Source organism: Paracoccaceae bacterium, assembly GCA_019454225.1.
GTDB lineage: Bacteria > Pseudomonadota > Alphaproteobacteria > Rhodobacterales > Rhodobacteraceae.
In genome coordinates, this window is record CP075370.1 from 1,333,699 (window position 1) to 1,358,926 (window position 25,228).

Below are 25,228 nucleotides of genomic sequence, written 5' to 3' on the forward strand. Positions count from 1 at the left end.
AACGCAACCCCTTGAAAACGCTTGTCTCGAAAAATGTCCCATCGTGGGACGCCCCGTCGCGGGCTGTTCAGAACAGGCTGCCTTGCCCCGGAGGCGGATCGCCGCGCCCCCGCGCCCGGCGCGGAGGGGCGGCGGGTGCCTCGCCCTCGGGCCGCACCGCCAGCCTGCCGTCGTGGAACTCGATCTCCAGCGCCGCCTCGGTTGCCGCCGCCGCCCGCCGCGTCACGACCGCATCGCCCGCCCGCACCACCGCATAGCCCCGCCGCAGCGTCTCGGCATGGCCCAGCGTCTGCCGCATGCGGTCAAGCTCGGCCAGCCGCCGCCGCGCCGCCTCGATCCGCAGGCCCGGCGCCGCCTCCAGCCGCAGCCCCAGCCCGGCCAGCCGCTCGCGCCCCCGCGCCGCCTCGCGGCCGGCCCCCGCGATCGCCCGGTCCCGCGCCACCACCAGCCGCGCCGCCCGCTCGGCCAGCCGGTCCGCCGCCCGCGCCACCAGCGCCGTCAGTCCCGCCATCCGCAGCCCCGACGCCGCCCGCGCGAACGCGCCCCGCTTCGTCGCCGCCATCAGCCCCAGCGCCCCCGACAGCCGCCCGCCCCAGCGGTCCAGCCGCTGCCGCGCCCCCTCGGTCAGCCGCTCGGGCCGGGGCAGGGCGCGCGCCAGGTCGCGCAGCCGTTGCCGCCGCAGCCGCGCGCCCGCCGCCAGCGCCGCGCTCTGCCGCGCGGCCAGCGTATCCAGCGCCGCCACCAGTTCCGCCCGCACCGGCACCGCGATCTCCGCCGCCGCCGTGGGCGTCGGCGCCCGCAGATCGGCGGCATGGTCGATCAGCGTCGTGTCCGTCTCATGCCCCACCGCCGAGATCAGCGGAATTGCCGACCCCGCCGCCGCCCGCACCACGATTTCCTCGTTGAAACCCCACAGGTCCTCGATGCTGCCACCGCCCCGCGCCACGATGATCAGGTCGGGCCGCGGCACCGGCCCCCCGGGGGCGATGGCATTGAACCCGCGGATCGCCGCCGCCACCTCGGGCGCGCAGCGCTCGCCCTGCACCGGAACGGGCCAGACCAGCACATGCACCGGAAACCGGTCGCGCAGGCGGTGCAGGATGTCGCGGATCACCGCGCCCGAGGGTGAGGTGACCACCCCGATCACCCGCGGCAGGAACGGCAGCGGCTGCTTGCGCGCCGCATCGAACAGCCCCTCGGCCGCCAGCGCCGCGCGCCGCTTCTCCAGCATCGCCATCAGCGCGCCCGCACCGGCGGGTGCCAGGTCGTCGACGATCAGCTGATACTTCGATCCGCCGGGAAAGGTGGTCAGGCGGCCGGTCGCCACCACCTCGAGCCCCTCCTCGGGCCGCACCTGCAATCGCGCCGCCTGGCCCTTCCAGCACACCGCATCAAGGCTCGACCGGTCGTCCTTGAGGTTGAAATACAGGTGCCCCGAGCCCGGCCGCGACACGCGCCCCACCTCGCCCCGCACCCGGACCAGACCGAATTCGCCCTCGATCACCCGCTTTACCGCCCCCGAAAGTTCGGACACGGTGAATTCCGGGCGGTTGCCGCCCGGGCCGGGTTCATCCTCGATCAGGTCCATCGTCAGGCCATCCCCAGCGCAATCACCCGCCCGTCGGAACGGCGCAGACCGGAATCCGGCCCGCGCCCGGGGGGTCGCGCGGCACCGGCAAGCCCGGCACCGCGCCCGCCATCATCGACATTTCCCGCGGCGGCGCAACGCCATGCAGCGTCGGCCCCTCTCGCCCGGCACGGCAGTGGCGCCCATCCTCGGCAGCCCCGTTGCATCGCGCGCATGTCCGCGTGGCGAACCGGGCGCATCCGCTTGCCCTCGTCCGGCGCTGACCCTATGGGCTAGTCCAGTTTCGGCCAGCGGGGGCGCGCATGAACATCCTCATTCTCGGTGGTGGCGGGCGCGAGCATGCGCTGGCCTGGGCGGTCAAGCAGAACCCGAAATGCGACCGGCTGATCGTGGCCCCGGGCAACGCGGGCATCGCCGAGATTGCCGAATGCGCGGCGCTCGACATCCTCGACGCGCGCGCCGTGGTCGAGTTCGCGGCGGCCGAGGCGATTGACCTGGTGATCGTGGGCCCCGAGGCGCCGCTGGCCGCAGGCGTGGCAGACGCCACCCGCGCGGCGGGCGTCGCCACGTTCGGCCCCTCGGCGATGGCGGCGCAGCTTGAGGCATCGAAAGCCTTCACCAAGGAAATCTGCGATGCCTGCGGCGCGCCCACCGCCGCCTGGGCACGCTTCGCCGATCCGGCGTCGGCGCTGGCGCATCTGGAGCGGACCGGGGCGCCGGTGGTGGTGAAGGCCGACGGTCTTGCCGCGGGCAAGGGTGTCGTGGTCGCGATGACGCCGGAGGCGGCGCGCGCGGCCGTCACCGACATGCTGGGCGGCAGTCTTGGCACGGCGGGCGCCGAGGTGGTGATCGAGGAATTCATGCCGGGCGAGGAGGCAAGCTTCTTCGTCCTCTGCGACGGCGAGACGGCCCTGCCGCTGGGCACCGCGCAGGACCACAAGCGCGCCTTCGACGGCGACGAGGGGCCGAACACCGGCGGCATGGGCGCCTATTCGCCCGCCCCGGTGCTGACCTCTGACCTGCAGGCGCAGGCGATGGACCTGATCATCCGCCCCACCCTGGCCGAGATGGCGCGGCGCGGCATGCCCTATCAGGGCGTTCTCTACGCCGGTCTGATGATCGAGCGGGGCAGGGCGCGGCTGGTCGAATACAACGCCCGCTTCGGCGACCCCGAGGCGCAGGTGCTGATGATGCGGCTGGGTGCGCAGGCGCTTGACCTGATCCTGGCCTGCGCCGAGGGACGGTTGGCCGAGGCGCGGGTGACCTATGCCGACGACCACGCGCTGACGGTGGTGATGGCCGCCCGGGGCTATCCCGGCGCACATGCCAGGGGAACGGTGATCCGGGGCCTGGCGACGCTGCCCGACAACGGTTTCCAGACCGTGTTCCACGCAGGCACCGCCCGCGACACCGAGGGGCATGTGGTGGCTGCCGGCGGCCGGGTGCTGAACGCGACGGGGCGGGGCGCCACGCTGGCCGAGGCCCGCGCGCGGGCCTATGCCCTGGTCGAGGGGATCGACTGGCCTGACGGGTTCTGCCGCAGCGACATCGGCTGGCGCGCGCTCTAGGCGGCGCGCGACGACCGGTCAGCCCGCCTTGACGAGCGACTGGAACAGCCGCGGATCAAGGCTTTCGGCGGCAAAGGTCTCGCCCCGCGTCAGCAGGCTGACGGCGTCATGGGAATGCAGGCTTTCCTGGTGGCTGGCGACCACGCGGAAATCGCCGATCCGCGCGTCGCCTTCCAGCGCCTTGCAGAACGACCGCGCCGCATCCTCGACAAAGATCGGGTTGGCGGCGTTCAGTTCGGCGAAGGCCTGTTCATCCTCGCGCTTGACCATCACCTGCGTCTCGGTCGGCACGCCCGCGCGCGCCAGTTCCACCAGATCCTCGAACCACAGCGTGCGGCCCGGGCGCAGTTCGACCGAGATCCGCGCGACGGACCGTTGCGAATGCGGCGTGGCCAGTTGCCCGCGCGTCATGCGGGCGTGCTCCGACAGTTCCAGCGAGCAGGGGCAGGTCGATGAATAGACAAAGTCGAGGTGCATGATCTTCTTCCGCACGCCCGCCCGTTCGACCAGTTCCAGCGCGATGTCGTAATACTGCCAGCCCACCAGATTCGACCGCAGCGACGTCACCTGCATCGGGAAGGACAGCCGCATCATGATGCGCGCGTCGAAAGACCCGAGGTCGCGCATGTAGTCGTCCAGCGCCGCCTCGATCACACCGAAGCTGAAGCTTCGCGTCGAATGGGCATAGAACGACCGCATGATGCGGCTCATGTTGATGCCCTTCTTCTCGGCCTCCAGGCTGACCGTGCCGGTGACCGAGGTTTCCAGGACGGTCTCGCCGGCGTCGCGGGTCAGATAGCGGACCGGCAGGCGGAAGTTCGAGATCCCGACATGCTGGATCGGTGCCTTCGCGCCCACGATCAGGCTGGACGGGCCGTTCTGCAGGTCAGGCAGGCCCGCCTTGTAGGCATCGTCGGCGCGGAACTCGGCCGGATAGTCACGCCGCAGCGCCGGATAGGCGACCGCCCCCACGAGGCCCAGCGCCGCGCCGTCGACCGCCGCGATCTCGGCATCCGAGGATTTGCCCGCCCACTGCCGGATCAGTGCCAGCGCGGCTTCGACCTCGGCGCGCGACGGCTTGCGGTCGATCTCGGGGGTGTGAACGTTCATGGCAGGGGGTCCTTCCGGTTCGGGCCGTTCCGGCCGTCAATGTCAGCAGGGATACGCGGGCGCGCGCGCTTCGGATCACTTGCGCGGCCCGGGCAGGGGCAAGATAGGGGCGCGGGCGGCCGGGCGAAAGGGCCCATCGGGAAGGGCCCGCGCCATGCGCCCGATCCCCGGCCTTCGCGATCGGCTGCCCGCCGCATATGTGCTGCTGAATTGAGCAAGCCGCCCGAATCCGCGCCGTTGGCTGCCCGTTTGCCCGGTCGTCAGCCGCAGCGTGGCCCCGTCCCTCTGTGCCCCGCCCCGCCACCGTGGAATTCCCGCCCTGTCGCAAGGGGACCGCGATGAAGGAACGGCTGTCGATCATCGTGGTGGAAAAGGACGCCGAGCGCGCGCTGCGCATCGTCGACGGCCTGCGCGAGGCGGGCGAACATGACATACTCGTGATCTCGGAAGGCACGGCGCTGGCCCGCCGCATCGGCGAGCGCGCGCCCGACATCGTGCTGATCGACGCCGGCGACCCCTCGCGCGACATTCTCGAGGAACTGGCGCTGGCCTCGGGCCCGCTTGACCGACCCGTCGCCATGTTCGTCGACCGGTCGGACGCGGCGCTGACCCGCGCGGCGATCGAGGCGGGCGTGTCGGCCTATGTGGTGGACGGGCTGCGCCCCGACCGGATCAAGCCGATCCTCGATGCCGCCATCGCGCGGTTCCACCTGTTCCAGCGGATGCGCGCCGAACTGGCCGCGACCCGCGCCGCGCTGGAAGAGCGCAAGGTCATCGACCGGGCCAAGGCAATCCTGATGAAGGCCCGCGGAATCGACGAAGAGGCGGCCTATGCGCTGTTGCGCAAGACCGCGATGGACCAGAAGCGCCGCGTGGCCGACATCGCGCAGCAACTGGTCATGGCGGCGGGCCTGCTGACATGACACTTGTGCCGCTGCGCCTGGGCTTCGTGCCGCTGACCGACGCCGCACCCTGCATCGTGGCCCATGAACTCGGCTTCGCGGCCGAGGAGGGGCTGTCGCTGGAACTCCTGCGCCTGACCTCCTGGGCGCAGAGCCGGGATCAGCTGGGTGCGGGCACCATCGACGCGGCGCACATGCTGGTCCCCCTGCCGATCGCGCAGCGTCTGGGCCTGGGGCCCGCGCTGCCGGATTTCGACCTGCTGATGGTGCTGTCGCAGATCGGCCAGGCCGTCGCGGTCAGCCGTGCCCTGGCCGAGGCGATGCGCGCAGCGGGCCATCCCTTCGATTTCGCCGATCCCCGCGCGGCAGGGGCCGCGCTGCATGCGGCCTGCGGCGGGCGGCTGCGTGTGGGCGTGCCGTTCCCGTTCTCGACCCAGGCGGAACTTGTGTGGCACTGGCTGACCGCGACGGGGTTCGACCCGGCTGAGGTCACGGTGCGCACCGTCCCCCCGCCGATGATGGCCGGGGCGATGGCCGGCGGCGAGGTGGATGCCTTCTGCGTGGGCGAACCCTGGGCGTCGGTCGCGGTGGAAACCGGGGTCGGTGCGCTGCTGCTGCCGGGGCGGGCGATCTGGGCGGGGGCGCCGGAAAAGGGTCTTGTCATGCGGCGTGACCGGGCCGAGGGCGATCCCGACAGCACCGGGCGCCTGATGCGGGCGATCTGGCGCGCGGGCCGCTGGCTCGACCACCCCGAGAACCGGGGCACCGCGGCCGAAATCCTGTCGCGCCCCGACTACCTCAACCTGCCGTCCGAGATCACCGAGCGCGGCCTGATCGGTCGGCTGGTCGTCAGCCCGGCGGGCGAGATGCGCCAGACCTCTCCCTTCATCAGCTTCCACGACGGTGCCGCGACCTTTCCCTGGAAAAGCCAGGCCGCGCTGTTTGCCGAACGCATCGCATGGCGCCACGGGCTTGACCCCCGCGCCGCCATGACCGCGGCGATGGCCACCTTCCGCACCGATCTCTACCGCCACCACCTGCGCCCCGCCGGTGCCGATCTGCCCGGCGCATCGTCCAAGGTCGAGGGTGCGATGGCCCATCCGCACGCGGTGGCATCCGAGGCCGGACGGATGATTCTGCACCCCGACGCCTTCTTCGACGGCCGCACCTTCGAGCCGCCGTCCGAACCGCGCTGAAAATTGCGGCAGGGCGGGCGCGGGGCGACCCAATTTCGTGCTGCATCCGCGAATATCCGACGCTGCACTTGCAGCACGCCACCGCCGCTGGCAGTGTTTCATCAGAACGGCGCAACGGCGCGTCGGTCATCTCGCCCGCAAAGATGCGGGCTTCCCCACAGGCAATGACGCCACCACGCGCGCGGTCCGCATCGGGCTTCGTCACGGGTGGCTTTTCGTTTTCGCACGCCAGCCCATGGGGCGCACCTCGCAGCGCCCGAAAGGAAGCCAGACCCGATGACCCATACGCACCTGACCCGCCGCGGCCTTCTGACCTCTGCCGCCGGAACGCTGGCCACCGTGGCCGCCGCCCGCGCCCTGCTGCCCGGCGGCGCCTTCGCCGCCACCCCCGCGCCCGAGGTGTCGGGCACCAAGCTTGGCTATATCGCGCTGACCGACAGCGCCCCCCTGATCATTGCGCTGGAAAAGGGGTTCTTCGCGAAACACGGCGTCCCCGACATGGTGGTCGAGAAGCAGGCCAGCTGGGGCGCCACGCGCGACAACATGGCGCTTGGCACCGCGAACGGCGGCATCGACGGCGGCCATATCCTGCGGCCCAAGGTGCATCTCTATGCCACCGGCCGCGTGATGCAGAACAACCAGCCGCTGCCGATGTACACCCTGCTCAGCCTCAACGAGGATTGCCAGGGCCTGTCGGTCGCGCAGTCCTGGGCCGACACCGGCGTGGGCCTCGATTCCGCGCCCCTGCGCGAGGGCTTTGCCGCCAAGCGCGCCGCCGGGCAGGAGGTGCCGGTGGCGATGACCTTCCCCGGCGGCACCCATGACCTGTGGATGCGTTACTGGCTGGCGGCGGGCGGCATCGACCCGACCCGGGACGTCGACCTGATCGTGGTGCCGCCGCCGCAGATGGTGGCCAACATGAAGGTCGGAAACATGGAAGCCTTCTGCGTGGGCGAGCCGTGGAACGAACAGCTGGTCAACCAGGGCATCGGCTTCACCGCCGCGACGACCGGCGAACTCTGGCCGCGCCATCCCGAAAAGGTGCTGGGCATGCGGGCCGACTGGGTCGATGCCCATCCGAACGCCACCCTTGCCATCATGATGGCGGTGATGGAGGCGCAGATCTGGTGCGAAGCGCCCGGGAACAAGCAGGAGATGGCCGAGATCATCGGCCGCCGCCAGTGGTACAACGTCCCGGTCAAGGACATCATCGGCCGCATCCGGGGCGAGTTCAACTATGGCCGGGGCCGTGTCGAGACGCGACCCGACCTTGCGATGAAGTTCTGGGGTGCGGCAGGCGAGACCTCGTATCCGTGGAAGTCGCTCGACACCTGGTTCGTCACCGAGAACAAGCGGTGGGGCTATTTCCCCGGAGATCTGGACACCCGGGCGCTGGTCGACGCGACCAACCGTTCCGACCTCTGGCTTGCCGCCGCCCGGGGTCTCGGCCTGGCCGCCGGTTTCGGCGACAGCCGCGGGGTCGAGACCTTCTTCGACGGCAAGACCTTCGATCCGGCGAACCCCGATGGCTATCTCGACAGCCTGTCGATCAAGGCGATGGCGTGAGGGTGCCGCGATGACCGTGACCGCGCTGAAACCCAAGACCCCGCCCGCCGCCCCGAAACCCGCAGGTCAGGTGCTGGCCCTTCCCGCCGCGCCCCGCCGCGCGCCCGCCCGAGCCTCCGCCCTGCTGCGGCTGCTGACAGAAAACGTCGTCCCCCCCGCCGCCGTGCTGCTTGTGCTGCTGGCGGTCTGGCAGGTTGCGTTTTCCGGGGGAACTTCGGGTCTCCCAACCCCCGCCGCTGTATGGGCCGAGAGCGCCGAGCTTATCCTCGACCCGTTCTTCGTCTACGGGTCCCAGGACATAGGCCTGGGCTGGCGCGTGCTCACCTCGCTGGAACGGGTGGCCTACGGTTTTGGCCTTGCCGCCGTGGCGGGGGTGCTGACCGGCGCCGCCATCGGGCAGTCGGTCTGGCTGATGCGCGGCCTCGATCCGATCTTCCAGGTGCTGCGGACCGTGCCGCCGCTGGCCTGGCTGCCGATCAGCCTGGCGGCGTTCATGGACAGCCGGCCCAGCGCCATTTTCGTGATCTTCATCACGGCGATCTGGCCGATCATCATCAACACCGCCGCCGGGGTGCGCGCCATCCCGCAGGACTACCGCAACGTGGCCGCCGTGCTGCGGCTGAACCAGGTGGAATTCTTCTGGAAGATCATGGTGCCTGCCGCCGCCCCCTACATCTTCTCGGGGCTGCGCATCGGCGTCGGCCTGTCCTGGCTGGCGATTGTCGCGGCCGAGATGCTGACCGGCGGCGTGGGTATCGGGTTCTTCATCTGGGATGCGTGGAACTCGTCGCGGCTGACCGACATCATCGTGGCGCTCGTCTACATCGGCCTCACAGGGTTCGTGCTTGACCGGCTGGTGGGCTGGCTGGGCCGCGCCGTGTCGCGCGGCACGGCAAGCTAGGGAAGGAACGGGCCATGAAATACCTTCAGATCGACCGCGTCTGCAAATCCTACCCGACCAGGACCCGCACGACCGAGGTGCTGGCCGACATCCGCCTGACCATCGACAAGGGCGAATTCGTCAGCATCATCGGCCATTCCGGCTGTGGCAAGTCCACGCTGCTGAACCTGATCGCGGGCCTGACACAGGTGACGACCGGCGGCATCAAGCTGGAGGGGCGCGAGGTCAACGCCCCCGGTCCGGACCGCGCCGTGGTGTTCCAGAACCACAGCCTGCTGCCGTGGCTGACCGTCTATGCCAACGTCAGGCTGGCGGTGACCAAGGTCTTCGGTGCCACGAAGACCCGGGCCGAGCGGCACGACTGGATCATGCAGAACCTGGATCTCGTGCAGATGACCCATGCCGCCGACAAGCGCCCGGCAGAGATTTCGGGCGGGATGCGGCAGCGCGTGGGCATCGCCCGCGCCCTCGCGATGGAGCCGAAGATCCTGCTGCTGGACGAACCCTTCGGCGCCCTCGATGCCCTGACCCGGGCCCATCTCCAGGACGCGGTCATGGATATCCACGCCCGGCTGGGGAACACGATGATCATGATCACCCACGATGTCGATGAGGCCGTTCTGCTGGCCGACCGGATCGTGATGATGACGAACGGCCCGGCCGCGACCATCGGCGAGGTGCTCGAGGTTCCGCTGGACCGCCCGCGCGACCGCATCCGCCTGGCCAGCCACCCCGACTATCTCCGCGCCCGCGAAGCCGTGCTGCGGTTCCTCTACGAACGTCACCGCTTTGTCGAAGCGGCGGAGTAAGCGCCCATGAAACAACGGCTTGTCGTGGTCGGGGCTGGCATGGCCTCGGGCCGCCTCCTGGAACACATCTTCGACGCGGGGGGCGATTTCGATGTCACCCTGTTCAACGCGGAACCGCGCGGCAACTACAACCGGCTGATGCTGTCACCGGTCCTGTCGGGCGAAAAGACCTATGACCAGATCGTCACCCATGATGACGGCTGGTATGCGGCGCATGGCGTCGACTGCCGCTTCGGCGAGGCGGTCGTGCGGATCGACCGCGCCAATCGGGTGGTCTGTTCCGGCGCCGGGGGCGTGCCCTATGACGCACTTGTCATCGCCACCGGTTCCGCCCCCTTCATCATCCCGGTCCCGGGCCGCGACCTGCCCGGCGTCGTGACCTACCGCGACCTTGACGACACCAACGCGATGATCGCCGCCAGCACGCCCGGCGCCCGGGCCGTGGTGATCGGCGGCGGCCTCCTGGGGCTCGAGGCCGCCGCAGGCATGGCCGCGCGCGGGGCCGAGGTGACGGTGATCCACCTGATGGGTCACCTGATGGAACGGCAGCTGGACCCCGCCGCCGGATACCTGCTGCAGAAGGATCTGGAACGCCGGGGCATCCGGGTGCATTGCAAGGGCGCGACCAAGGCCATTCTGGGCAAGGACCGCGTCGAGGCGGTGCTGCTGGAGGATGGCACGGTCATTGCCGCCGATCTGGTCTGCATGGCCGTGGGCATCCGTCCCGAGGTGCGGCTGGCCACCGACGCGCGTCTGGAGGTCGGTCGCGGCATCACCGTCGACGACAGGCTGCGCACGTCGGACCCGGCGATCTTCGCCCTTGGCGAATGCGTGGAACATGACGGCCAGCTGTTCGGCCTGGTCGCCCCGCTTTACGATCAGGCCCGGGTTCTGGCCGCGACGCTGATGGGGCAGGACGCGGCCTTCACGCCCGCGCAGACCGCGACAAGGCTCAAGGTCACCGGAGTCGACCTGTTCAGCGCGGGCGATTTCGCCGATGCGCCGGGGCGCGAGGACATCGTGTTCCGCGACCCCGGGCGCGGCATCTACAAGCGGCTGGTGCTTGACGGTGACCGCCTGACCGGCGCGGTGATGTATGGCGACACGGCCGATGGCGCCTGGTTCTTCGGCCTGATGAAGGACGGCACCGACATCGGCCCGATGCGCGACACGCTGATCTTCGGCCCGGCCTATCAGGGAGGTGCCCGGCCGGACCCTCTGGCAGCCGTTGCAGCCTTGCCGCCTGAGGCGGAGATCTGTGGCTGCAACGGCGTCTGCAAGGGCCGCATCGTGCAGGCCGTCGACGGCGGTGCCAGGACGCTGGATGCGGTGCGCGCCACGACCAAGGCCAGCGCCAGTTGCGGCAGCTGCACCGGGCTTGTCGAGCAGGTCATGGCGCTGACCCTTGGCGACGGCTTTTCCGCCAACGCCAATCCGCCCATGTGCAGATGCACCGACCACACGCATGACGACGTTCGCCGGCTGATCAAGTCGATGGGCCTGAAATCCATCCCCGCGGTGATGCAGGAACTGGGCTGGAAGACCTCCGGCGGCTGCGCATCCTGCCGCCCCGCGCTGAACTACTACCTGATCGCGGACTGGCCGACCGAATACCGCGACGACCGGCAAAGCCGCTTCGTGAACGAGCGCAACCACGCCAACATCCAGAAGGACGGCACCTATTCCGTGGTGCCCCGGATGTGGGGGGGCGTCACCACGCCCGCCGAACTGCGCGCCATCGCCGACGCGGCCGACAGGTATGCCGTGCCGATGGTCAAGGTCACCGGTGGCCAGCGCATCGACCTGCTGGGTGTCCGGAAAGAGGACCTGCCCGCCATCTGGTCCGATCTCAACGCCGCCGGCATGGTCAGCGGCCACGCCTATGCCAAGGGCCTGCGCACGGTAAAGACCTGCGTGGGCAGCGAATTCTGCCGCTTCGGCACGCAGGATTCCACGGGCCTCGGCATCAGGCTCGAAAAACTGCTCTGGGGATCCTGGACCCCTGCAAAGGTCAAGCTCGGCGTCTCGGGCTGCCCCCGCAACTGCGCCGAGGCCACCTGCAAGGACGTGGGCGTGGTCTGCGTCGACAGCGGCTACCAGATCAGCGTGGCGGGTGCCGCGGGCATGGACGTGAAGGAGACCGAACCCCTGATCGCCGTCGCCACCGAGGCCGAGGCGGTCGAGGCCATCGCCGCCTTCATCCAGCTCTACCGCGAGAACGCGCGCTATCTGCACCGCATCTACAAATGGGTGGCGAAGGTGGGCATCGACTGGTGCCGCGCGCAGATCGCCGACCCGGCCAACCGCCGCGCGCTCTGCGATCGCTTCGCGGTCAGCCAGTCGGTCTATCAGGTGGACCCCTGGGCCGAACACGCCCGCGTGCCCGCCGCATGGGCGCCGCTGGCCGACCTGACGCCGAGGGCCGCCGAATGACCGGCCCCGTCGATATCGGCGCGCTTGACGACATCCCGCGCCAGGGCGCCCGCGTCGTGAAGACCGCATTCGGCTGCGTCGCGGTGTTCCGCACCCTCGACGACCGCCTCTTCGCGCTTGACGACCGCTGCCCCCACCGGGGCGGGCCGCTGTCCGAAGGCATCGTCCATGGCGAGGCGGTCACCTGCCCGCTGCACGGCTGGGTGTTCGACCTGAACACCGGCCAGGCGCAGGGCGCCGACAGCGGGTCGGTCGCCACCTTCGCGGTGCGCGCCGAGGGCGGGCGCATCCTGCTCGACGCCGGGCGCCTTGCCCGGCAAAGCGCCGCATGACCGCCGCGCCCGTCCGCTCCACCTGCCCCTACTGCGGGGTGGGGTGCGGCGTGATCCTCACGCCCACGCCATCGGGCGTGGAGGTGCGGGGCGATCCCGACCACCCCGCCAATGCCGGGCGGCTCTGCGTCAAGGGCGCCGCCCTGGCCGAGACGGTGGGCCTCGCCGGTCGGCTGGACACGCCCCGGATCGCCGGGCGTCCCGCCGGCTGGGACACGGCGCTCGACCTCGTCGCCCGGCGGTTCCGCGACACCATCGCCGAACACGGCCCCGGGTCCGTCGCCTTCTACGTGTCCGGGCAATTGCTGACCGAGGACTACTACGTCGCCAACAAGCTGATGAAGGGCTTCATCGGCGCCGCCAACATCGACACCAACTCGCGCCTCTGCATGGCGTCCAGCGTGGCGGGCCACCGGCGGGCGTTCGGGTCCGACACGGTGCCGGGCCTGTTCGACGATCTGGAACTGGCCGATCTCGTGGTGCTCGTGGGGTCGAACCTCGCCTGGTGCCACCCCGTGCTGCACCAGCGCATCGCCGCCACATGTGCCGCCCGGCCGGGGCTGCGCATCGTCGTGGTCGATCCGCGCCGCACCGCCACCTGCGAGGGTGCCGACCTGCACCTGCGCATCGCCCCCGGCGCGGACGCCGCGCTGTTCAACACGCTCCTCGCGCATCTTCACACGACCGGCCGCACCGATCCCGCCGCCCTGGCCCGTCTCGACGGCTGGCCCGGGGCCCTGTCGGCCGCCCGCGCCACCGATCCGGCGCTGACCGGGCTTGCCCCGGCCGACCTCGCCCGCTTCCTCGATCTCTGGGCGGGGACCGAACGGGTGGTCACGCTCTGGTCGCAGGGCATCAACCAGTCCGACAGCGGCACCGACAAGGTCAACGCGATCCTGAACTGCCATCTGGCGACCGGCCGCATCGGCAGGCCCGGCACCGGCCCGTTCAGCGTCACTGGCCAGCCCAACGCCATGGGCGGGCGCGAGGTCGGCGGGCTGGCCAACACGCTGGCATGCCATCTGGAGCTTGAAGACCCCGCCCATCGCGCCGCCGTGCAGGGCTTCTGGCGCAGCCCCGCCATCGCCGACAGGCCCGGGCTCAAGGCGGTCGACATGTTTCGCGCCGCCGCCGCCGGGCAGATCAGGGCGCTGTGGATTCTCCACACCAATCCCGCCGTCACCATGCCCGACGCCGATGCCGTATCCCGTGCCATCGCCGCATGCCCGTTCACCGTGGTCAGCGACATCACCGCCGCGACCGATACCGCGCGGCTGGCCGATGTGCTGCTGCCCGCCGCCGCCTGGGGCGAAAAGGACGGCACCGTCACCAATTCCGACCGCACCGTCAGCCGACAGCGCGCCTTCCGCGCCCCGCCGGGCCAGGCGCGCCCCGACTGGTGGGCGCTGGCGCAGGTGGCCCGCCGCATGGGCTTTGCCGGGTTCGGCTGGTCCGGCCCGGCCGCGATCTTCCGCGAACATGCGGCACTGTCCGGGGTCGCCGGGACGCTCGGGTCCGATTTCGATATCTCGGCCCGCGCCACGCTCGACGATGCGGGATACGCCGCCATGGCACCCTTCCGCTGGCCCGACAGCCCGGCGCGCCAGGGCGGCCGGTTCTTTGCCGATGGCCGGTTCCACACGCCCGACGGCCGCGCCCGCATGGTGGCCGTCATCCCGCGCCTGCCGCCTGCCGCGCCGCCGGACCGTCCGTTCCGCCTCAACACCGGACGCATCCGCGACCAATGGCACACGATGACGCGCAGCGGCCTGTCGCCGCGCCTCGGCCGGCATCTGGGCGAGCCGTTCCTGGAGATTCACCCCGCCGACGCCACCCGCATCGGCCTGTCCCCCGCCACGCTGGCCCGGGTGACGGGCGAAGGCGGCAGCGCCATCCTGCGCGTGCTGGTCTCGGACCGCGTGGCCCCCGGCCATCCCTTCGCCCCGATGCACTGGACGGCCGAAACCGCGCCCACCGGCCGCATCGACGCGGTGGTGCCCGGCCTTACCGATCCGGTCTCGGGCCAGCCCGCGCTGAAATCCGCCGCCGTGGCGATCCGGCCCTTTGCCGCCCGCTGGTTCGGCCACGCCGTCGCCCGCACCCCCTTCCGCCCCGATTGCGCCTACTGGGCGCGGGCGCCGCTGGCGGCGGGGATGCAGGCCGAACTCGCGGGCGACTGCGATCCGCCCGACTGGCCGGCCTATGCCCGCGCGCTGTTCGGCCTGACCGGCACGCCGCTGTCCGTCAGCGACCCGGCGCGCGGCCTGCACCGGCTGGTCTTTCTGGACCGTGGCCGCCTTGCCGCCGCGCTGTTCGTGGCGCGCGGCCCGGTGGCGCTGTCGCGCAGCCATCTCGCGGCGCTTCTCGGCAGCCCGGCGGATGCCGCCGCCCTTGCCGGACGCGCCCCCGCCGATGTCCCCGACCCCGGCCCGCAGGTCTGCGCCTGCTTTGCCGTCGGCGCGCATGACATTGCCCGTGCGGTCGCGGGGCAGGGCCTGCGCAGCGTCGATGCGGTCGGCGCCGCCCTGCGCGCGGGCACCGGCTGCGGCTCCTGCCGCCCCGAGATCGCCGCCCTGATCGCCACCCACCTGCCGATTGCCGAGGCCGCAGAATGACCATGCATCCCCTGCCCGACATGCTGGCCCCCGCGGCCTCCGCGACCGGCCGCATCACCCTTGTCGGCGCCGGCCCCGGGTCGGCCGACCTGCTGACCTTCCGTGCCGCCGACCGGCTGCGCCATGCCGACGCGGTGTATTATGACCGTCTCGTGGACCCTGCCGTGCTGGCGCTCGCCAATCCCCGCGCCACCTGCATCTTCGCGGGAAAAGAGGTCGGCGCCCATGCCTGGCCGCAGGAACGCATCAACCGCGCGATCTGCGCCGACGCCCTCGCGGGGCTGCATGTGGTGCGGCTGAAATCGGGCGACCCCGGCATCTTCGGGCGCGCTGCCGAGGAAATCGCCGCCGCCCGCGCCTGCGGCATCCCGGTCGAGGTGGTGCCCGGCATCACCGCCGCCAGTGCGGCGGCGGCGAGCCTCTGCGCCCCGCTCACCGAGCGCGGCCGGACCGAACGCCTGACGCTGGCCACCGCCACCTGCCGCCCGGGCGAAACCTGGGGCGGGCTGGCCGGGGTGCTGGTGCCGGGCACCACCATGGCGCTCTACATGGCGATGCACCGCCTGCCGCAGGTCCAGGCCGACCTGCGCGCGCTTGGCCTGCCCGAGGATCATCCCGTCCTGATCGCGGCCCATGCCGAAACACCGCGCGCCTGCCATCTTGCCACCACGCTGGGCGGCCTTGTCGCGGACGCCGCGCGGGCGCGCATCGGCAACCCCGCGGTGATCTTCATCCGCCACCCCCACGGCGCGCCGGCCGCCCACCCGGCGCCGTCCGCAGCCTGCGTTCCGGCCTGACAGCCGCCGCGCCCCCTTGCCCCGCCCGCCGCCAGCGGGCAAGTCTCGCGCATCGCCGTCCGGGCCGCCGCGCCCCGTCCTGCCCGAGGTTCCGATGTCCCAGCCCGATCCCGTCGCCGCGCGCCACGCCCTGGCCTGCACCCTGGCCCGCGCGGCGGGCGCCCTGGCGCTGGGCTTCTTCGCCGACCGCGCGGCCCTGGTGGTCGAATCCAAGGACAACCCGCAGGATGTGGTCAGCCGCGCCGACCGCGAGGTCGAGGCGATGATCCGCGCGCGCCTGGCCGAAGCCTTCCCCGACGACGCGATCCTGGGCGAGGAGGGCGGCGGAAACCCCGGCACCACCGGCTTTGTCTGGGTGATCGACCCGATCGACGGCACCATGCCCTTCCTGTCGGGCCTGCCGCACTGGTGCGTGGCCATCGCCGTGGCGGATGCGCAGGGCTGCGTGGCGGCCGCCACCTTCGCCCCGGTCCCCGGCGATCTCTATGACGCCCGCGCGGGCCATGGCGCCCGGCTGAACGGCGCCCCCCTGGCGATCGACCCCGCGCTGACGCTGACCGGCCGGATGACCGCCATCGGCGCCAGCCACCGCACACCCGCCGAACATGTCGGACAGGTGATCCTGGCCCTGATGGAGGCTGGCGGCATCTTCTACCGCAACGGGTCCGGCGCGCTGATGCTGGCGTCGGTCGCCGCCGGTCGCCTCGCGGGCTATTACGAGCCGCACATGAACGCCTGGGACTGCCTCGGCGGGTTCCTGATCGTGGTCGAGGCCGGGGGCCGCGTGCTGCCCGTGCCGCTGGCCGAGATGCTGGCCCGGGGTGGCCCCGCGCTGGCCGCCGCCCCTGCCGCCTATGCCGATCTCGCCCGGATCGCCGGTCACTAGGGCAGGGCGGTCAGCGCCGCCGCAGCATGAGGCCCGCACCCATCCCCGCCAGCCACCCGGCGACATGCAGTTCCCAGGCGAACCGACCGGCGGTTCCCCACCAGAACGCGGCATTCATCGCCAGAACGGTGGCCAGCACCGCCGCCGCCCTCCCCCGCGCGCCGTCGCGCCACAGCAGGACGGCCAGCGCCCCGGCCACGCCATGCGTGGCGCCCGACGCGCCCACCATGGTGGCCCCCGGGGCGGCGGCCAGCCCATAGCCCACCGCCGCCACCGCCATCGTGCCGAACCAGACCCACAGGAACCGCCGCGCCCCGGTCCGCCGCACCAGGAACGGGCCGAACAGCGCAAGCGTGCCCAGGTTCACCGCAAGATGCAGCCAGGACACATGGCGAAACCCGTGCGTCAGCAGCATGCCCCACCGCTGGCCGGAATAGACCCCGTCGCCGCCGCGGAACACCTCCTCGGAAAACCGCATCCCGATCGACAGCCGATAGCCCAGATGCCGCAGCTCGCGCGGCTCTGCCCCGATCAGCAGCGCAAGCCCCGCATGCACGGCCAGCAGCACCAGCCCCAGCCCGATCACCACCCCGATGCCCCGCATGGCACACCTCCCCGTCCGCAACACCGACCGGCATAATTCTGCCTGTCAAGCCCTTCCCCTTTCGGCTAGTCCTTGCCAAAAGCGCCGTCCCGGAGGGCGCAGCCCACCGGACGGATTGAAGGGGCGGACATGGCGCACATCATCGTCGTGGGGAACGAGAAGGGCGGTTCGGGCAAGTCAACCACCTGCATGCATCTGGCCACCGCGCTCGCGCGGATGGGCCATCGCACCGGCGCGCTCGATCTCGACCTGCGCCAGCAGACCTTCGCCCGCTACATCGAGAACCGGCTGTCGCACGCCGCCCGTGCGGGCCTGTCGCTGGCCTCGCCCAACGTCGCGCCGCTGCCCGAGATCGACCCGGCCAGCCTGCCGGAAGGCGAGAACATCTTTGACGCCCGCCTTGCCTCGGCCATCGCGACGCTCGACCCGGTGTCGGACTTCATCGTCATCGACTGCCCGGGGTCGCATACCCGGCTCAGCCAGGTGGCGCATTCGCTGGCCGACACGCTGGTCACGCCGATGAACGACAGCTTCGTCGATTTCGACCTTCTGGCGCGGCTCGACCCGGAAACCGGCAAGGTGCGCGGCCCCTCGATCTATGCCGAGATGGTCTGGCAGGCGCGGCAACTGCGCGCCGCCGCCGGGCTGAAGCCTATCGACTGGGTGGTGGTGCGCAACCGTCTCGGCGTCCAGGCCATGCACAACAAGCGCAAGGTTGGCACCGCGCTTGACGATCTGGCGCGCCGCATCGGGTTTCGCGTCGCGCCGGGCCTTTCCGAACGGGTGATCTACCGCGAGCTCTTTCCGCGCGGCCTGACGCTGCTCGACCTCAAGGACACCGGCGTCGAATCGCTCAGCCTGTCGAACATCGCGGCCCGGCAGGAACTGCGCGACCTCCTGGCCGAACTGCGCCTGCCCGGCGTTTCGGTCGCGTTCTGACACCGGCGCCGCCCGCCCCGGTGTCGGGACGGATGCCATACGCGTGCCAGACGCATGCCAGACGCGGGATGGCACGGGTTTTCCGGTGTTTTCAGCACCTTGCCCCGGGAAACGAAAAACCTCGGGTCACCCGCCAAGAATCGACACCTGCCCCGCGTCCCGGTAGATGTCATGCTGATGGACACCGCCGATGAAACCCTGGCCGAAGCTGCCGCCGCGGGCGACCGCGCGGCCTTTGCGACGCTCGTTTCGCGGCATTACGACCGCATCTTCGGGCTGGCCTGGCGCCTGACCGGCGCCCGTGACCAGGCGCAGGACCTCGCACAGGACATCTGCGCCGCGCTGCCCGCCAAGCTTGCCTCGTTCCGCGGCCAGGCGCGGTTCACCACCTGGCTCTACCGTGTGGTGATGAACGCCGCACATGACGCAAGGCGCCGCGCCGCCACCCGGGCACGCGCTGCAACAGGTTGGGGAGATTGGGAAATTTCTCGCCAGGACGAAATGGCCGAGGATCGCGCGGCGCAGGAATGGCTGGCGGCGGCGATGCGCGCCCTGCCGCCCGACCTGCGCGATACGGTCGCGCTCGTCCTGGGCGAGGATCTCAGCCAGGCCGAGGCCGCGCGGGTTCTGGGCATCGCCGAGGGCACCGTTGCCTGGCGCATGTCCGAGGTCAAGCGCCGCCTGCGGGCCATGGCGGCAGAGGAGACGCGGCAATGACCGGCGATCACGACGAATTCGACCGCCTTTCCAAGGCCTTGCGTGCCACCCCCCCGACCGCCGACGCCGCCGCCCGCAACGCTGCCCTGCGGCTGGCCATGGAAAACTTCGACCGCCTCCAAGGAACCCCCACCGCCGCACGTCCCAGTCAGGACCGCCCGGAACTCGGGGCGGGGTTCCTGACCGGAGTGCGCAACATGCTGAATTCGCTTACCTCTCGCCCGGCCCTGGCCACCATGACCTCGGTCGCCGCGCTGGGTCTCGGTGTCGTGATGGTCCAGCCGCTGCTGACCACCACCCCACGCCCGGGCCTGTCCGACCTGGCACCGTCCGCCCTGCCGCCCGCCCCCGAGGTGCGGCAACGCGCCGAGGATCTGGCGCCCGGGCCGGTTGTGGAACCCATGATCGTGGGCGAGGCCGCGCCTGCCGATGCCGTGGCGTCCATGGCCCCGCCGCCACCCGCCCCTCCGGCAGCCGAAGCCGTTCGCAAATCGTTGGTTCAGAACGAAAGTTCCGCCGCCGCACCGGCGGGCGGGGCGATGCCCGCCGCGATTTCCGACACCATCGCACCGCAGCCCGAGGACCGCGAAGCCTTCGCCAATGCCGATCCGAACCCGGTCAAGGTGACGGCCGAGGCGCCGGTTTCCACCTTCTCGGTCGATGTCGACACCGCCTCCTATGCCGTGGTCCGGTCGTCGCTGATGGCGGGCTACCTGCCCCCGGCCGAGGCGGTGCGGATCGAGGAGATGGTGAACTACTTTCCCTATGCCTGGCCCGCGCCCGACACCGCCGATGCGCCGTTCCGCTCGACCGTCACGGTCATGCCGTCGCCCTGGAACACCGACCGCCAGCTTGTCACCATCGCGCTGCAGGGCCGCCTTCCGGCGGTCGAGGACCGGCCCGCGCTGAACCTGGTATTCCTTGTGGACACCTCGGGATCGATGCAGGGTGCCGACCGGATCGGACTTCTGAAACAGTCGCTTGCACTGATCCTGCCGCAGCTTCGCCCCGAGGACCAGGTGGCGGTGGTGGCCTATGCCGGGTCGGCGGGCGAGGTGCTGGCACCCACCCCCGCGACCGACCGCGCCGCGATCCTGGCCGCGCTCGACCGGCTGGAGGCCGGGGGCAGCACGGCAGGCGGCGCAGGTCTGGAACTGGCCTATGCCGTGGCCGGCCGGATGGCGGGCGAGGGGCGGATCGGCCGCGTCCTGCTGGCGACGGACGGCGATTTCAACGTGGGTCTGTCCGATCCCGACGGCCTGGAATCCTACATCGCGAAGAAGCGCGACACCGGCGTCTACCTGTCGGTGCTGGGCTTCGGGCGCGGCAACCTGCAGGACACCACGATGCAGGCCCTTGCGCAGGCCGGGAACGGCATGGCCGCCTACATCGACACCGCGCAGGAGGCGCGCAAGGTGCTGGTGGACCAGTTGACCGGTGCGTTGTTCCCGATTGCCAATGACGTGAAGGTGCAGGTCGAGTGGAACCCCGCGCAGGTCGCCGAGTATCGCCTGATCGGCTATGAGACGCGCATCCTGGCCCGCGAGGATTTCAACGACGACCGCGTCGACGCGGGCGAGATCGGGGCGGGCCACGCGGTGACCGCGATCTATGAGATCACCGCCCCCGACAGCCCGGCGCGCGCCACCGACCCCCTGCGCTACGGGACGGCCGCGGCGACGCAAGGTTCTGACGAACTTGGCTTTCTGCGGCTGCGGTGGAAGGATCCGGGGGCCGATGTGTCGCAGCTTGCGGAAACGCCGATCCTGCCGGACATGGCACCGGCGGGCGCCGAGGCCCGCTTTGCGGCGGCGATGGCGGGTTTCGGCCAGTTGCTGACCGGCGGCCGCTATCTGGGTGACTGGGGCTGGGACGAGGCGATCGCCCTGGCGCTCGAGGGGCGCGGCGACGACCCGTTCGGCTATCGGACCGAGGCGATCGGGCTGATGCGCCTGGCGCAGGCCCTGGCCGCCCGATAGACGCGGCGCGTCGGCCCGGGCGGGCGGCGCAGGGGCAGCGATCCGGGACCGGATCGCTGCCCCTTCCCGTCAGTCCGCCGGAACCGTGTCGATGTCGAACTGCAGGATCATCGGCGCAGGCCCGGCGTCCTCTTCTTCGTCCAGGCTGACGGCCGCGCGCGTCGTCTCGCCGAAGCCCGCCTCGCGCAGCGCCGCCGACAGGCCGGACCCGCCGCCCCGCGTCACTTCAACGGCGTCCTGCGCGAGGTAGGCCAGGTTCTCGACGGCGGATTGCGGTTTCGCCGGGGTCATCACCATCACGATCCGGTCGCGTCCGAAGGCATCGTCGGTGATCCGCAAGAGCCCCTTCTTCAGCGTGTCGCCCGGCTGCATCCGGCCCGCGAACATGTGGGTGATCGACCAGTCCGACCCGACGTAGAGCACGTTCAGGTCCATCGGACCGTCGGTGGTATTGCGGGCCTCGACATGCACCTCGTCATCGGGCACGAGGCGCGGCACGCCCTGCGTGTCCAGACCGCGCAGCGTGCGGTTCCCCGGATCGCGCGTCAGAAGATCCACCTCCACCCCCGCGTCGCCGGTCCCCACGGCCGCCCCGAGCTTCATCAGGTTGATCGCCTTGGCCATCCGCGTCAGCGTGTCGGCCAGGGTTTCGGCCAGCATTTCGGGGGTCTTGTCGCCGGTCGAGACCGAGGGCGTGCGCGACAGGTCGTCGGCGATGCCGGTCGCGGGCAGGATCCAGATCGCATCGGGCCGCGGGCTTTCGGGCAGCACGGCAAGGCGCAGGTCGGCCTCGGTGCCGCTTGGAACGAAGGCCAGCCGCGAGCCCGCGGCGCCGCGCAGGGCCTCGGCGGCGGCGGCCAGCGCGTCGGCCGGGGCGCTGCCCGGTTCGGGCAGGGCGACGGTCAGCGAGAAATCCAGATCCGACGACACCTTGCGCAGCACGATCCCCCGCGGCAGTTCATCCGGCGGGGCGGCGTCGGCGTCGGGCGCGGCGGTCGCCGCAAAGGTATCGGCCCGGGTCACCGTCACGAAGCCGAGCGCCGCCTCGGTGGAATCGGCCGCCGAGGCGAGCACCGCCAGCCGACTGCCCTCGACAAGGCCGTGCAGGGTGCCGGCCGGCAGGGTGAAATCGTCGCCGTCACGCAGGCCCGGCCATTGCGCGACCCGGGGCGCAGCCTCGCCGGAAAAGGCCACGCGGTCCAGGTCGCCCTCGAACAGGGGGGTCGACCGGGCGAGGTTCTTGACCGCGTACTTGCGCAGCACCTCCTGCGCGATCTGGCCGTAGGTGGCGCCGGGGTATTCCGCCAGCGTCTCGAAAAGCGTCCAGGTGAACACGCCCTGCGGCACGCGGCCGGGCTTGCCCTTGGGCAGGTTCTTTTCCGGCGTCACCTCGTTCGTCTGCGCCGCGAAGAAGGCGACGATGCTGCCGCCCGCGCCGGAGGCCGCCACGGGCGCCGGCGGACGGGCGCGCGGGTCGGGCAGGGCGCGCGTTGCCACGCCTGCCTCGGCCTCGGCCATCCGGTCGGCCGACAGGCCAAGCGCCTCGGGGGGAAGCTGGCGCATCGCGACCTCGTCGTCGCCCGACGGCGCGGCACGGGTGGCGGTGCCCGAATGGCAGCTGTCGAAGACCACCCAGACATCCGCCCCTTTCCCCGTCAGTGCATCGAGCATCGCGCCGATCTCGTCGTCGACAAGGGCGTTCTCGACCTCGCCCACGCTGTCGGACCATGGCCCGATGTCGACCGGCAGGAACAGCTCGTCCAGCCCGTCAAGCTCCGAGTCGGGATCGCGGGCGGGTGCCTGGCTGCCGTGGCCGGAGAAATGCAGATAGACGAAGTCGCCGGGCTGCACCCGGGCCGTCAGATCGGCAAAGGCAGCACGGATCGCGGCCAGCGTCGGGGCGGGCGCGCCGTCGATCCCGTCGGCCAGGACGGCGACATTCGCGGCATCGAAGCGGACCGGGGCGACGGTGGTCAGGTAGGTCTGCACCAGCCTGACGTCATTGGCCGGGCCCTTCAGCCAGAACCGCTGGTCAAGGTTCTCGTAGGTATTGGCGCCGATCAGGATGGCATGGTTGTCCCGCGCCAGTGCCGGGACCGCGGCCAGAGACAGCGCCGTGCCCAGAAGCAGGTGTCGCAGCATAGCATCCTCCGTCAGTTGGTCATCAGGGCATAGCCGGTCGCGGCGGTGCCGCGGTTCTCGACCTTCAGCGTGAAGGCCCCCGTGGCATCCGGGCGCCACCCGCAATAGGCGATGTGGGACCGGTCGGTATCGGCGCAGACCAGCCGCCCCTGCGCGTCGGTGACGGTCAGGTTCAGGTCGACGGTGCTGCGCGCCTCGACATAGACCTCGGCATATTCGCCGCCCTTGAAGTCGATGCGGGCATAGGTGTCGAACCTGCGGGGCGCGAGGGTGCCGATGTTGTACACCGGGCCCGAAACCACGCCCTTGGTGGTTTCCACGCGCAGATCGTCGATCAGGCCCGCAATCACCTCGTCGCCGTCGGCCAGCCGCCCGGCCGCTTCGGCCATGTCTTCCCAGGTCAACGGCGGTTCGGTGCCGGGCTCGCCATCCTCGGCGCGGCGGGCGGTATCCTCGGCGGGCGCGATCTGCTTGCGAAGGCGCGCGGCCGACAGGACCAGCAGGGGATCGCCCTGCGCAAGACCCACCTCGTAGAGCCGCGCCGACAGGGCGGCCGTCTGCACGCCCGACAGCGGTTCGGCCATGACGGGCCACACCGGCAGGAGCATCGCAAGGGCAAGGGCGGGCAGGCGCGGCATGGGCGGTCCTTTCGGGGCGAAGGCGTGCCGGATTACCATGCGCGACAGGGTGGTCGTCTGTAAACGCAGGATTATTTGATGACTGCCTTTGTCATGTGACCCCTGCGCGACCCGCCGGTAACGTCCGGCCCAAGACCCAAGGCCGAAAGGACGATCATGCAGACCGCGACCCGATCCCAGCCAATGCCCGCCTTCATGCGGCCGCTTTCCCGGGTGTTTGCCGCGCTCGCCGTGCTGACCGCGCTGGCCGCGCTGGCGCCCGCGCAAGGCAGGGCCTCGATGCTCGACACCGCGATGGAAGCGGTTCTGGTGGTGCGCAGCGCCGACGCGGCCGACCGGTTCCTCGGCTCCGCCTTCGTCTGGGGGACAGAGGGCGAGGTGGCCGTGACCAATGCGCATGTGGTGGGCGAGGCGGCCGAGGTGCGGCTGCAGGATCGCGCGGGGGCGACCATCGTGGCGCCGGTCATCGCGCGCGATCCGCTGCGGGATGTCGCGGTGATCGGGCTGCCGCCGGGCCGGACCGGGCTGGCGACCGGACCCGTGCCCGTGCTGGGCGAGGCGGTCTGGGCACTGGGCGCGCCGCTCGGGGCAGAGTTCACGGCAACGCGGGGCATGGTCTCGGCCTCGGCGCGCCAGGTGGAGCCGACGGTTCCCCTGCGCCTGCTGCAGCATGACGCGGCGGTGAACCCCGGGTCGTCCGGCGGGCCGCTGATCGATGCAGAGGGGCGCGTGGTTGGCATGAACAGCCGCATCGCCGACGGGTCGCGGCACTATGTGGGGATATCCTATGCCATTTCGGCGCCAGACCTTTCGCGGATCGTCGGGGGCCTGGTCGCGGAAACCCTGCCACCCGTGCCGCGCCTCGGGCTGATGCTGCGTCCGGTGTCGCGGCAGATCGCGGCGGCGCTTGGCCTGACGCCCGGCGGCGCCCTGGTGGACCGCGTGGAACCCGGCAGCCCGGCGGCGCGTGCGGGCCTGGTCGCGGGCGATGTGATCCGTGCCGCCGATGGGCGGGCCGTCGCCTCGCCCGGCGATCTGGCCTTTGCCGTCGAGGCGGCGGTGGTGCGCGGGTCGGTATCGCTTTCGGTCATCCGGGCGGGCGGTCCCGTCGAGATGCTGCTGCCGCTGGTCCCGCCCCAGGCGATGCTGGCAACCCGCGAACCGGGGGTCGGCGTGGCGCGCGTGTCGGCCTATTCGCTGGCCGATCTGGGCGTGACGGTTGCCGACCGCGACGGCCCCGTTGTCGGCCATCTGACCGAAGCCTCGCCTGCCGCCCTGGCCGGAATGGCGCGGGGCGACCGGATCATGGCGGTGAACGGCAAGCCGGTCGGCGTGGCCGCCCTGGCCGAGCTGCGGCTGACCGCGCCGGCGCTGATCCTGGTGGAGCGGCGGGGCGGCGCCACGCTGCACATCCTGCTCGATCCCTGGGATGCCGGAGCGGGTTTCCGCCCGCAGGGTGGCGCGAATGTGCTTGACCCCTCGGTCGCGGTGTTCTGACATGGAGGC

Annotated in this window: 20 protein-coding genes; 15 read left to right on the forward strand and 5 right to left on the reverse strand. The window is 71.3% G+C overall.

Annotation, left to right across the window (positions count from 1 at the left end; all coding sequences use genetic code 11):
• Positions 1–67: 67 nt before the first annotated feature.
• A complete protein-coding gene (locus tag KF887_06325) occupies positions 68–1,588 on the reverse strand; it encodes an exodeoxyribonuclease VII large subunit (GenBank protein ID QYK42717.1) in 1,521 nt (506 codons plus the stop codon).
• Between the two features lie 302 nt (positions 1,589–1,890).
• Between KF887_06325 and purD the strand changes: the two genes are divergently transcribed.
• A complete protein-coding gene (purD, locus tag KF887_06330) occupies positions 1,891–3,156 on the forward strand; it encodes a phosphoribosylamine--glycine ligase (GenBank protein ID QYK42718.1) in 1,266 nt (421 codons plus the stop codon).
• Positions 3,157–3,174: 18 nt separating this feature from the next.
• On the opposite strand, the gene KF887_06335 is transcribed toward purD, so the two are convergent.
• Positions 3,175–4,266, reverse strand: a complete 1,092-nt coding sequence (locus KF887_06335; GenBank protein ID QYK42719.1) for a GTP cyclohydrolase I FolE2 — start codon at positions 4,264–4,266, stop codon at positions 3,175–3,177.
• 338 nt (positions 4,267–4,604) lie between these two features.
• Here KF887_06335 and KF887_06340 point away from each other — a divergent pair, with 338 nt between their 5' ends.
• The 10 genes from KF887_06340 (at position 4,605) to KF887_06385 (ending at position 16,703) form a co-directional block, all read left to right on the forward strand.
• Positions 4,605–5,189, forward strand: a complete 585-nt coding sequence (locus KF887_06340) for an ANTAR domain-containing protein (GenBank protein QYK42720.1) — start codon at positions 4,605–4,607, stop codon at positions 5,187–5,189.
• Positions 5,186–6,364 (forward strand): ABC transporter substrate-binding protein, encoded by a 1,179-nt coding sequence (locus KF887_06345; GenBank protein ID QYK42721.1) that lies wholly within the window; start codon positions 5,186–5,188, stop codon positions 6,362–6,364. Before KF887_06340 ends, KF887_06345 begins: the two co-directional genes overlap by 4 nt.
• Before the next feature lie 276 nt (positions 6,365–6,640).
• Positions 6,641–7,930 carry an ABC transporter substrate-binding protein gene (locus tag KF887_06350; GenBank protein QYK42722.1) on the forward strand — a complete coding sequence of 430 codons (1,290 nt, stop codon included), beginning with the start codon at positions 6,641–6,643 and terminating at the stop codon, positions 7,928–7,930.
• A gap of 10 nt (positions 7,931–7,940) precedes the next feature.
• On the forward strand, positions 7,941–8,831 hold the full coding sequence (gene ntrB / locus KF887_06355) for a nitrate ABC transporter permease (protein QYK42723.1): 891 nt from the start codon (positions 7,941–7,943) through the stop codon (positions 8,829–8,831).
• Positions 8,832–8,845: 14 nt separating this feature from the next.
• On the forward strand, positions 8,846–9,640 hold the full coding sequence (locus KF887_06360) for an ABC transporter ATP-binding protein (protein ID QYK42724.1): 795 nt from the start codon (positions 8,846–8,848) through the stop codon (positions 9,638–9,640).
• A 6-nt stretch (positions 9,641–9,646) separates the two neighbouring features.
• A complete protein-coding gene (gene nirB / locus KF887_06365) occupies positions 9,647–12,073 on the forward strand; it encodes a nitrite reductase large subunit NirB (protein ID QYK42725.1) in 2,427 nt (808 codons plus the stop codon).
• Positions 12,070–12,405, forward strand: a complete 336-nt coding sequence (nirD, locus tag KF887_06370; GenBank protein QYK42726.1) for a nitrite reductase small subunit NirD — start codon at positions 12,070–12,072, stop codon at positions 12,403–12,405. Before nirB ends, nirD begins: the two co-directional genes overlap by 4 nt.
• Positions 12,402–15,020 carry a molybdopterin-dependent oxidoreductase gene (locus KF887_06375; protein QYK42727.1) on the forward strand — a complete coding sequence of 873 codons (2,619 nt, stop codon included), beginning with the start codon at positions 12,402–12,404 and terminating at the stop codon, positions 15,018–15,020. Before nirD ends, KF887_06375 begins: the two co-directional genes overlap by 4 nt.
• 20 nt (positions 15,021–15,040) lie before the next feature.
• Positions 15,041–15,817: a uroporphyrinogen-III C-methyltransferase gene (gene cobA / locus KF887_06380; protein QYK43465.1), complete on the forward strand. Its 777-nt coding sequence runs from the start codon at positions 15,041–15,043 to the stop codon at positions 15,815–15,817.
• 94 nt (positions 15,818–15,911) lie between these two features.
• A complete protein-coding gene (locus KF887_06385) occupies positions 15,912–16,703 on the forward strand; it encodes an inositol monophosphatase (protein ID QYK42728.1) in 792 nt (263 codons plus the stop codon).
• A 10-nt stretch (positions 16,704–16,713) separates the two neighbouring features.
• Here KF887_06385 and KF887_06390 read toward each other — a convergent pair whose 3' ends face one another.
• Positions 16,714–17,307, reverse strand: coding sequence for a rhomboid family intramembrane serine protease (locus KF887_06390; protein QYK42729.1), 594 nt, complete (start codon positions 17,305–17,307; stop codon positions 16,714–16,716).
• Between the two features lie 129 nt (positions 17,308–17,436).
• On the opposite strand from KF887_06390, the gene KF887_06395 reads away from it, so the two are divergent.
• From KF887_06395 to KF887_06405, 3 genes are all read left to right on the forward strand, one after another.
• The gene (locus tag KF887_06395) at positions 17,437–18,246 is read left to right on the forward strand and encodes a division plane positioning ATPase MipZ (GenBank protein QYK42730.1); all 810 of its coding nucleotides are present in this window, start codon (positions 17,437–17,439) and stop codon (positions 18,244–18,246) included.
• Positions 18,247–18,423: 177 nt separating this feature from the next.
• Positions 18,424–18,963: an RNA polymerase sigma factor gene (locus KF887_06400; GenBank protein QYK43466.1), complete on the forward strand. Its 540-nt coding sequence runs from the start codon at positions 18,424–18,426 to the stop codon at positions 18,961–18,963.
• Positions 18,960–20,942, forward strand: coding sequence for a VWA domain-containing protein (locus KF887_06405; GenBank protein QYK42731.1), 1,983 nt, complete (start codon positions 18,960–18,962; stop codon positions 20,940–20,942). The genes KF887_06400 and KF887_06405 overlap by 4 nt, the downstream gene beginning before the upstream one ends.
• A 69-nt stretch (positions 20,943–21,011) precedes the next feature.
• Here the strand turns inward: KF887_06405 and KF887_06410 are convergent, their stop codons facing one another.
• Both KF887_06410 and KF887_06415 read right to left on the reverse strand, forming a co-directional pair.
• On the reverse strand, positions 21,012–23,084 hold the full coding sequence (locus tag KF887_06410; protein QYK42732.1) for a caspase family protein: 2,073 nt from the start codon (positions 23,082–23,084) through the stop codon (positions 21,012–21,014).
• Between the two features lie 11 nt (positions 23,085–23,095).
• On the reverse strand, positions 23,096–23,722 hold the full coding sequence (locus tag KF887_06415; protein QYK42733.1) for a hypothetical protein: 627 nt from the start codon (positions 23,720–23,722) through the stop codon (positions 23,096–23,098).
• Positions 23,723–23,917: 195 nt separating this feature from the next.
• Between KF887_06415 and KF887_06420 the strand changes: the two genes are divergently transcribed.
• A complete protein-coding gene (locus KF887_06420; protein ID QYK42734.1) occupies positions 23,918–25,219 on the forward strand; it encodes a trypsin-like peptidase domain-containing protein in 1,302 nt (433 codons plus the stop codon).
• The last annotated feature ends 9 nt before the right edge of the window (positions 25,220–25,228 follow it).

Excerpts from the sequence above, each read along its gene's own strand:
- nirD (QYK42726.1), top strand. The coding sequence starts at position 12,070 with ATGACCGGCCCCGTCGATATCGGCGCGCTTGACGACATCCCGCGCCAG.
- purD (QYK42718.1), top strand. The coding sequence starts at position 1,891 with ATGAACATCCTCATTCTCGGTGGTGGCGGGCGCGAGCATGCGCTGGCC.
- KF887_06375 (QYK42727.1), top strand. The coding sequence starts at position 12,402 with ATGACCGCCGCGCCCGTCCGCTCCACCTGCCCCTACTGCGGGGTGGGG.
- nirB (QYK42725.1), top strand. The coding sequence starts at position 9,647 with ATGAAACAACGGCTTGTCGTGGTCGGGGCTGGCATGGCCTCGGGCCGC.
- ntrB (QYK42723.1), top strand. The coding sequence starts at position 7,941 with ATGACCGTGACCGCGCTGAAACCCAAGACCCCGCCCGCCGCCCCGAAA.
- KF887_06325 (QYK42717.1), bottom strand. The coding sequence starts at position 1,588 with ATGGACCTGATCGAGGATGAACCCGGCCCGGGCGGCAACCGCCCGGAA.
- cobA (QYK43465.1), top strand. The coding sequence starts at position 15,041 with ATGCTGGCCCCCGCGGCCTCCGCGACCGGCCGCATCACCCTTGTCGGC.
- KF887_06350 (QYK42722.1), top strand. The coding sequence starts at position 6,641 with ATGACCCATACGCACCTGACCCGCCGCGGCCTTCTGACCTCTGCCGCC.
- KF887_06385 (QYK42728.1), top strand. The coding sequence starts at position 15,912 with ATGTCCCAGCCCGATCCCGTCGCCGCGCGCCACGCCCTGGCCTGCACC.
- KF887_06340 (QYK42720.1), top strand. The coding sequence starts at position 4,605 with ATGAAGGAACGGCTGTCGATCATCGTGGTGGAAAAGGACGCCGAGCGC.
- KF887_06360 (QYK42724.1), top strand. The coding sequence starts at position 8,846 with ATGAAATACCTTCAGATCGACCGCGTCTGCAAATCCTACCCGACCAGG.
- KF887_06420 (QYK42734.1), top strand. The coding sequence starts at position 23,918 with ATGCGGCCGCTTTCCCGGGTGTTTGCCGCGCTCGCCGTGCTGACCGCG.
- KF887_06415 (QYK42733.1), bottom strand. The coding sequence starts at position 23,722 with ATGCCGCGCCTGCCCGCCCTTGCCCTTGCGATGCTCCTGCCGGTGTGG.
- KF887_06390 (QYK42729.1), bottom strand. The coding sequence starts at position 17,307 with ATGCGGGGCATCGGGGTGGTGATCGGGCTGGGGCTGGTGCTGCTGGCC.
- KF887_06410 (QYK42732.1), bottom strand. The coding sequence starts at position 23,084 with ATGCTGCGACACCTGCTTCTGGGCACGGCGCTGTCTCTGGCCGCGGTC.
- KF887_06335 (QYK42719.1), bottom strand. The coding sequence starts at position 4,266 with ATGAACGTTCACACCCCCGAGATCGACCGCAAGCCGTCGCGCGCCGAG.
- KF887_06405 (QYK42731.1), top strand. The coding sequence starts at position 18,960 with ATGACCGGCGATCACGACGAATTCGACCGCCTTTCCAAGGCCTTGCGT.
- KF887_06400 (QYK43466.1), top strand. The coding sequence starts at position 18,424 with ATGGACACCGCCGATGAAACCCTGGCCGAAGCTGCCGCCGCGGGCGAC.
- KF887_06345 (QYK42721.1), top strand. The coding sequence starts at position 5,186 with ATGACACTTGTGCCGCTGCGCCTGGGCTTCGTGCCGCTGACCGACGCC.
- KF887_06395 (QYK42730.1), top strand. The coding sequence starts at position 17,437 with ATGGCGCACATCATCGTCGTGGGGAACGAGAAGGGCGGTTCGGGCAAG.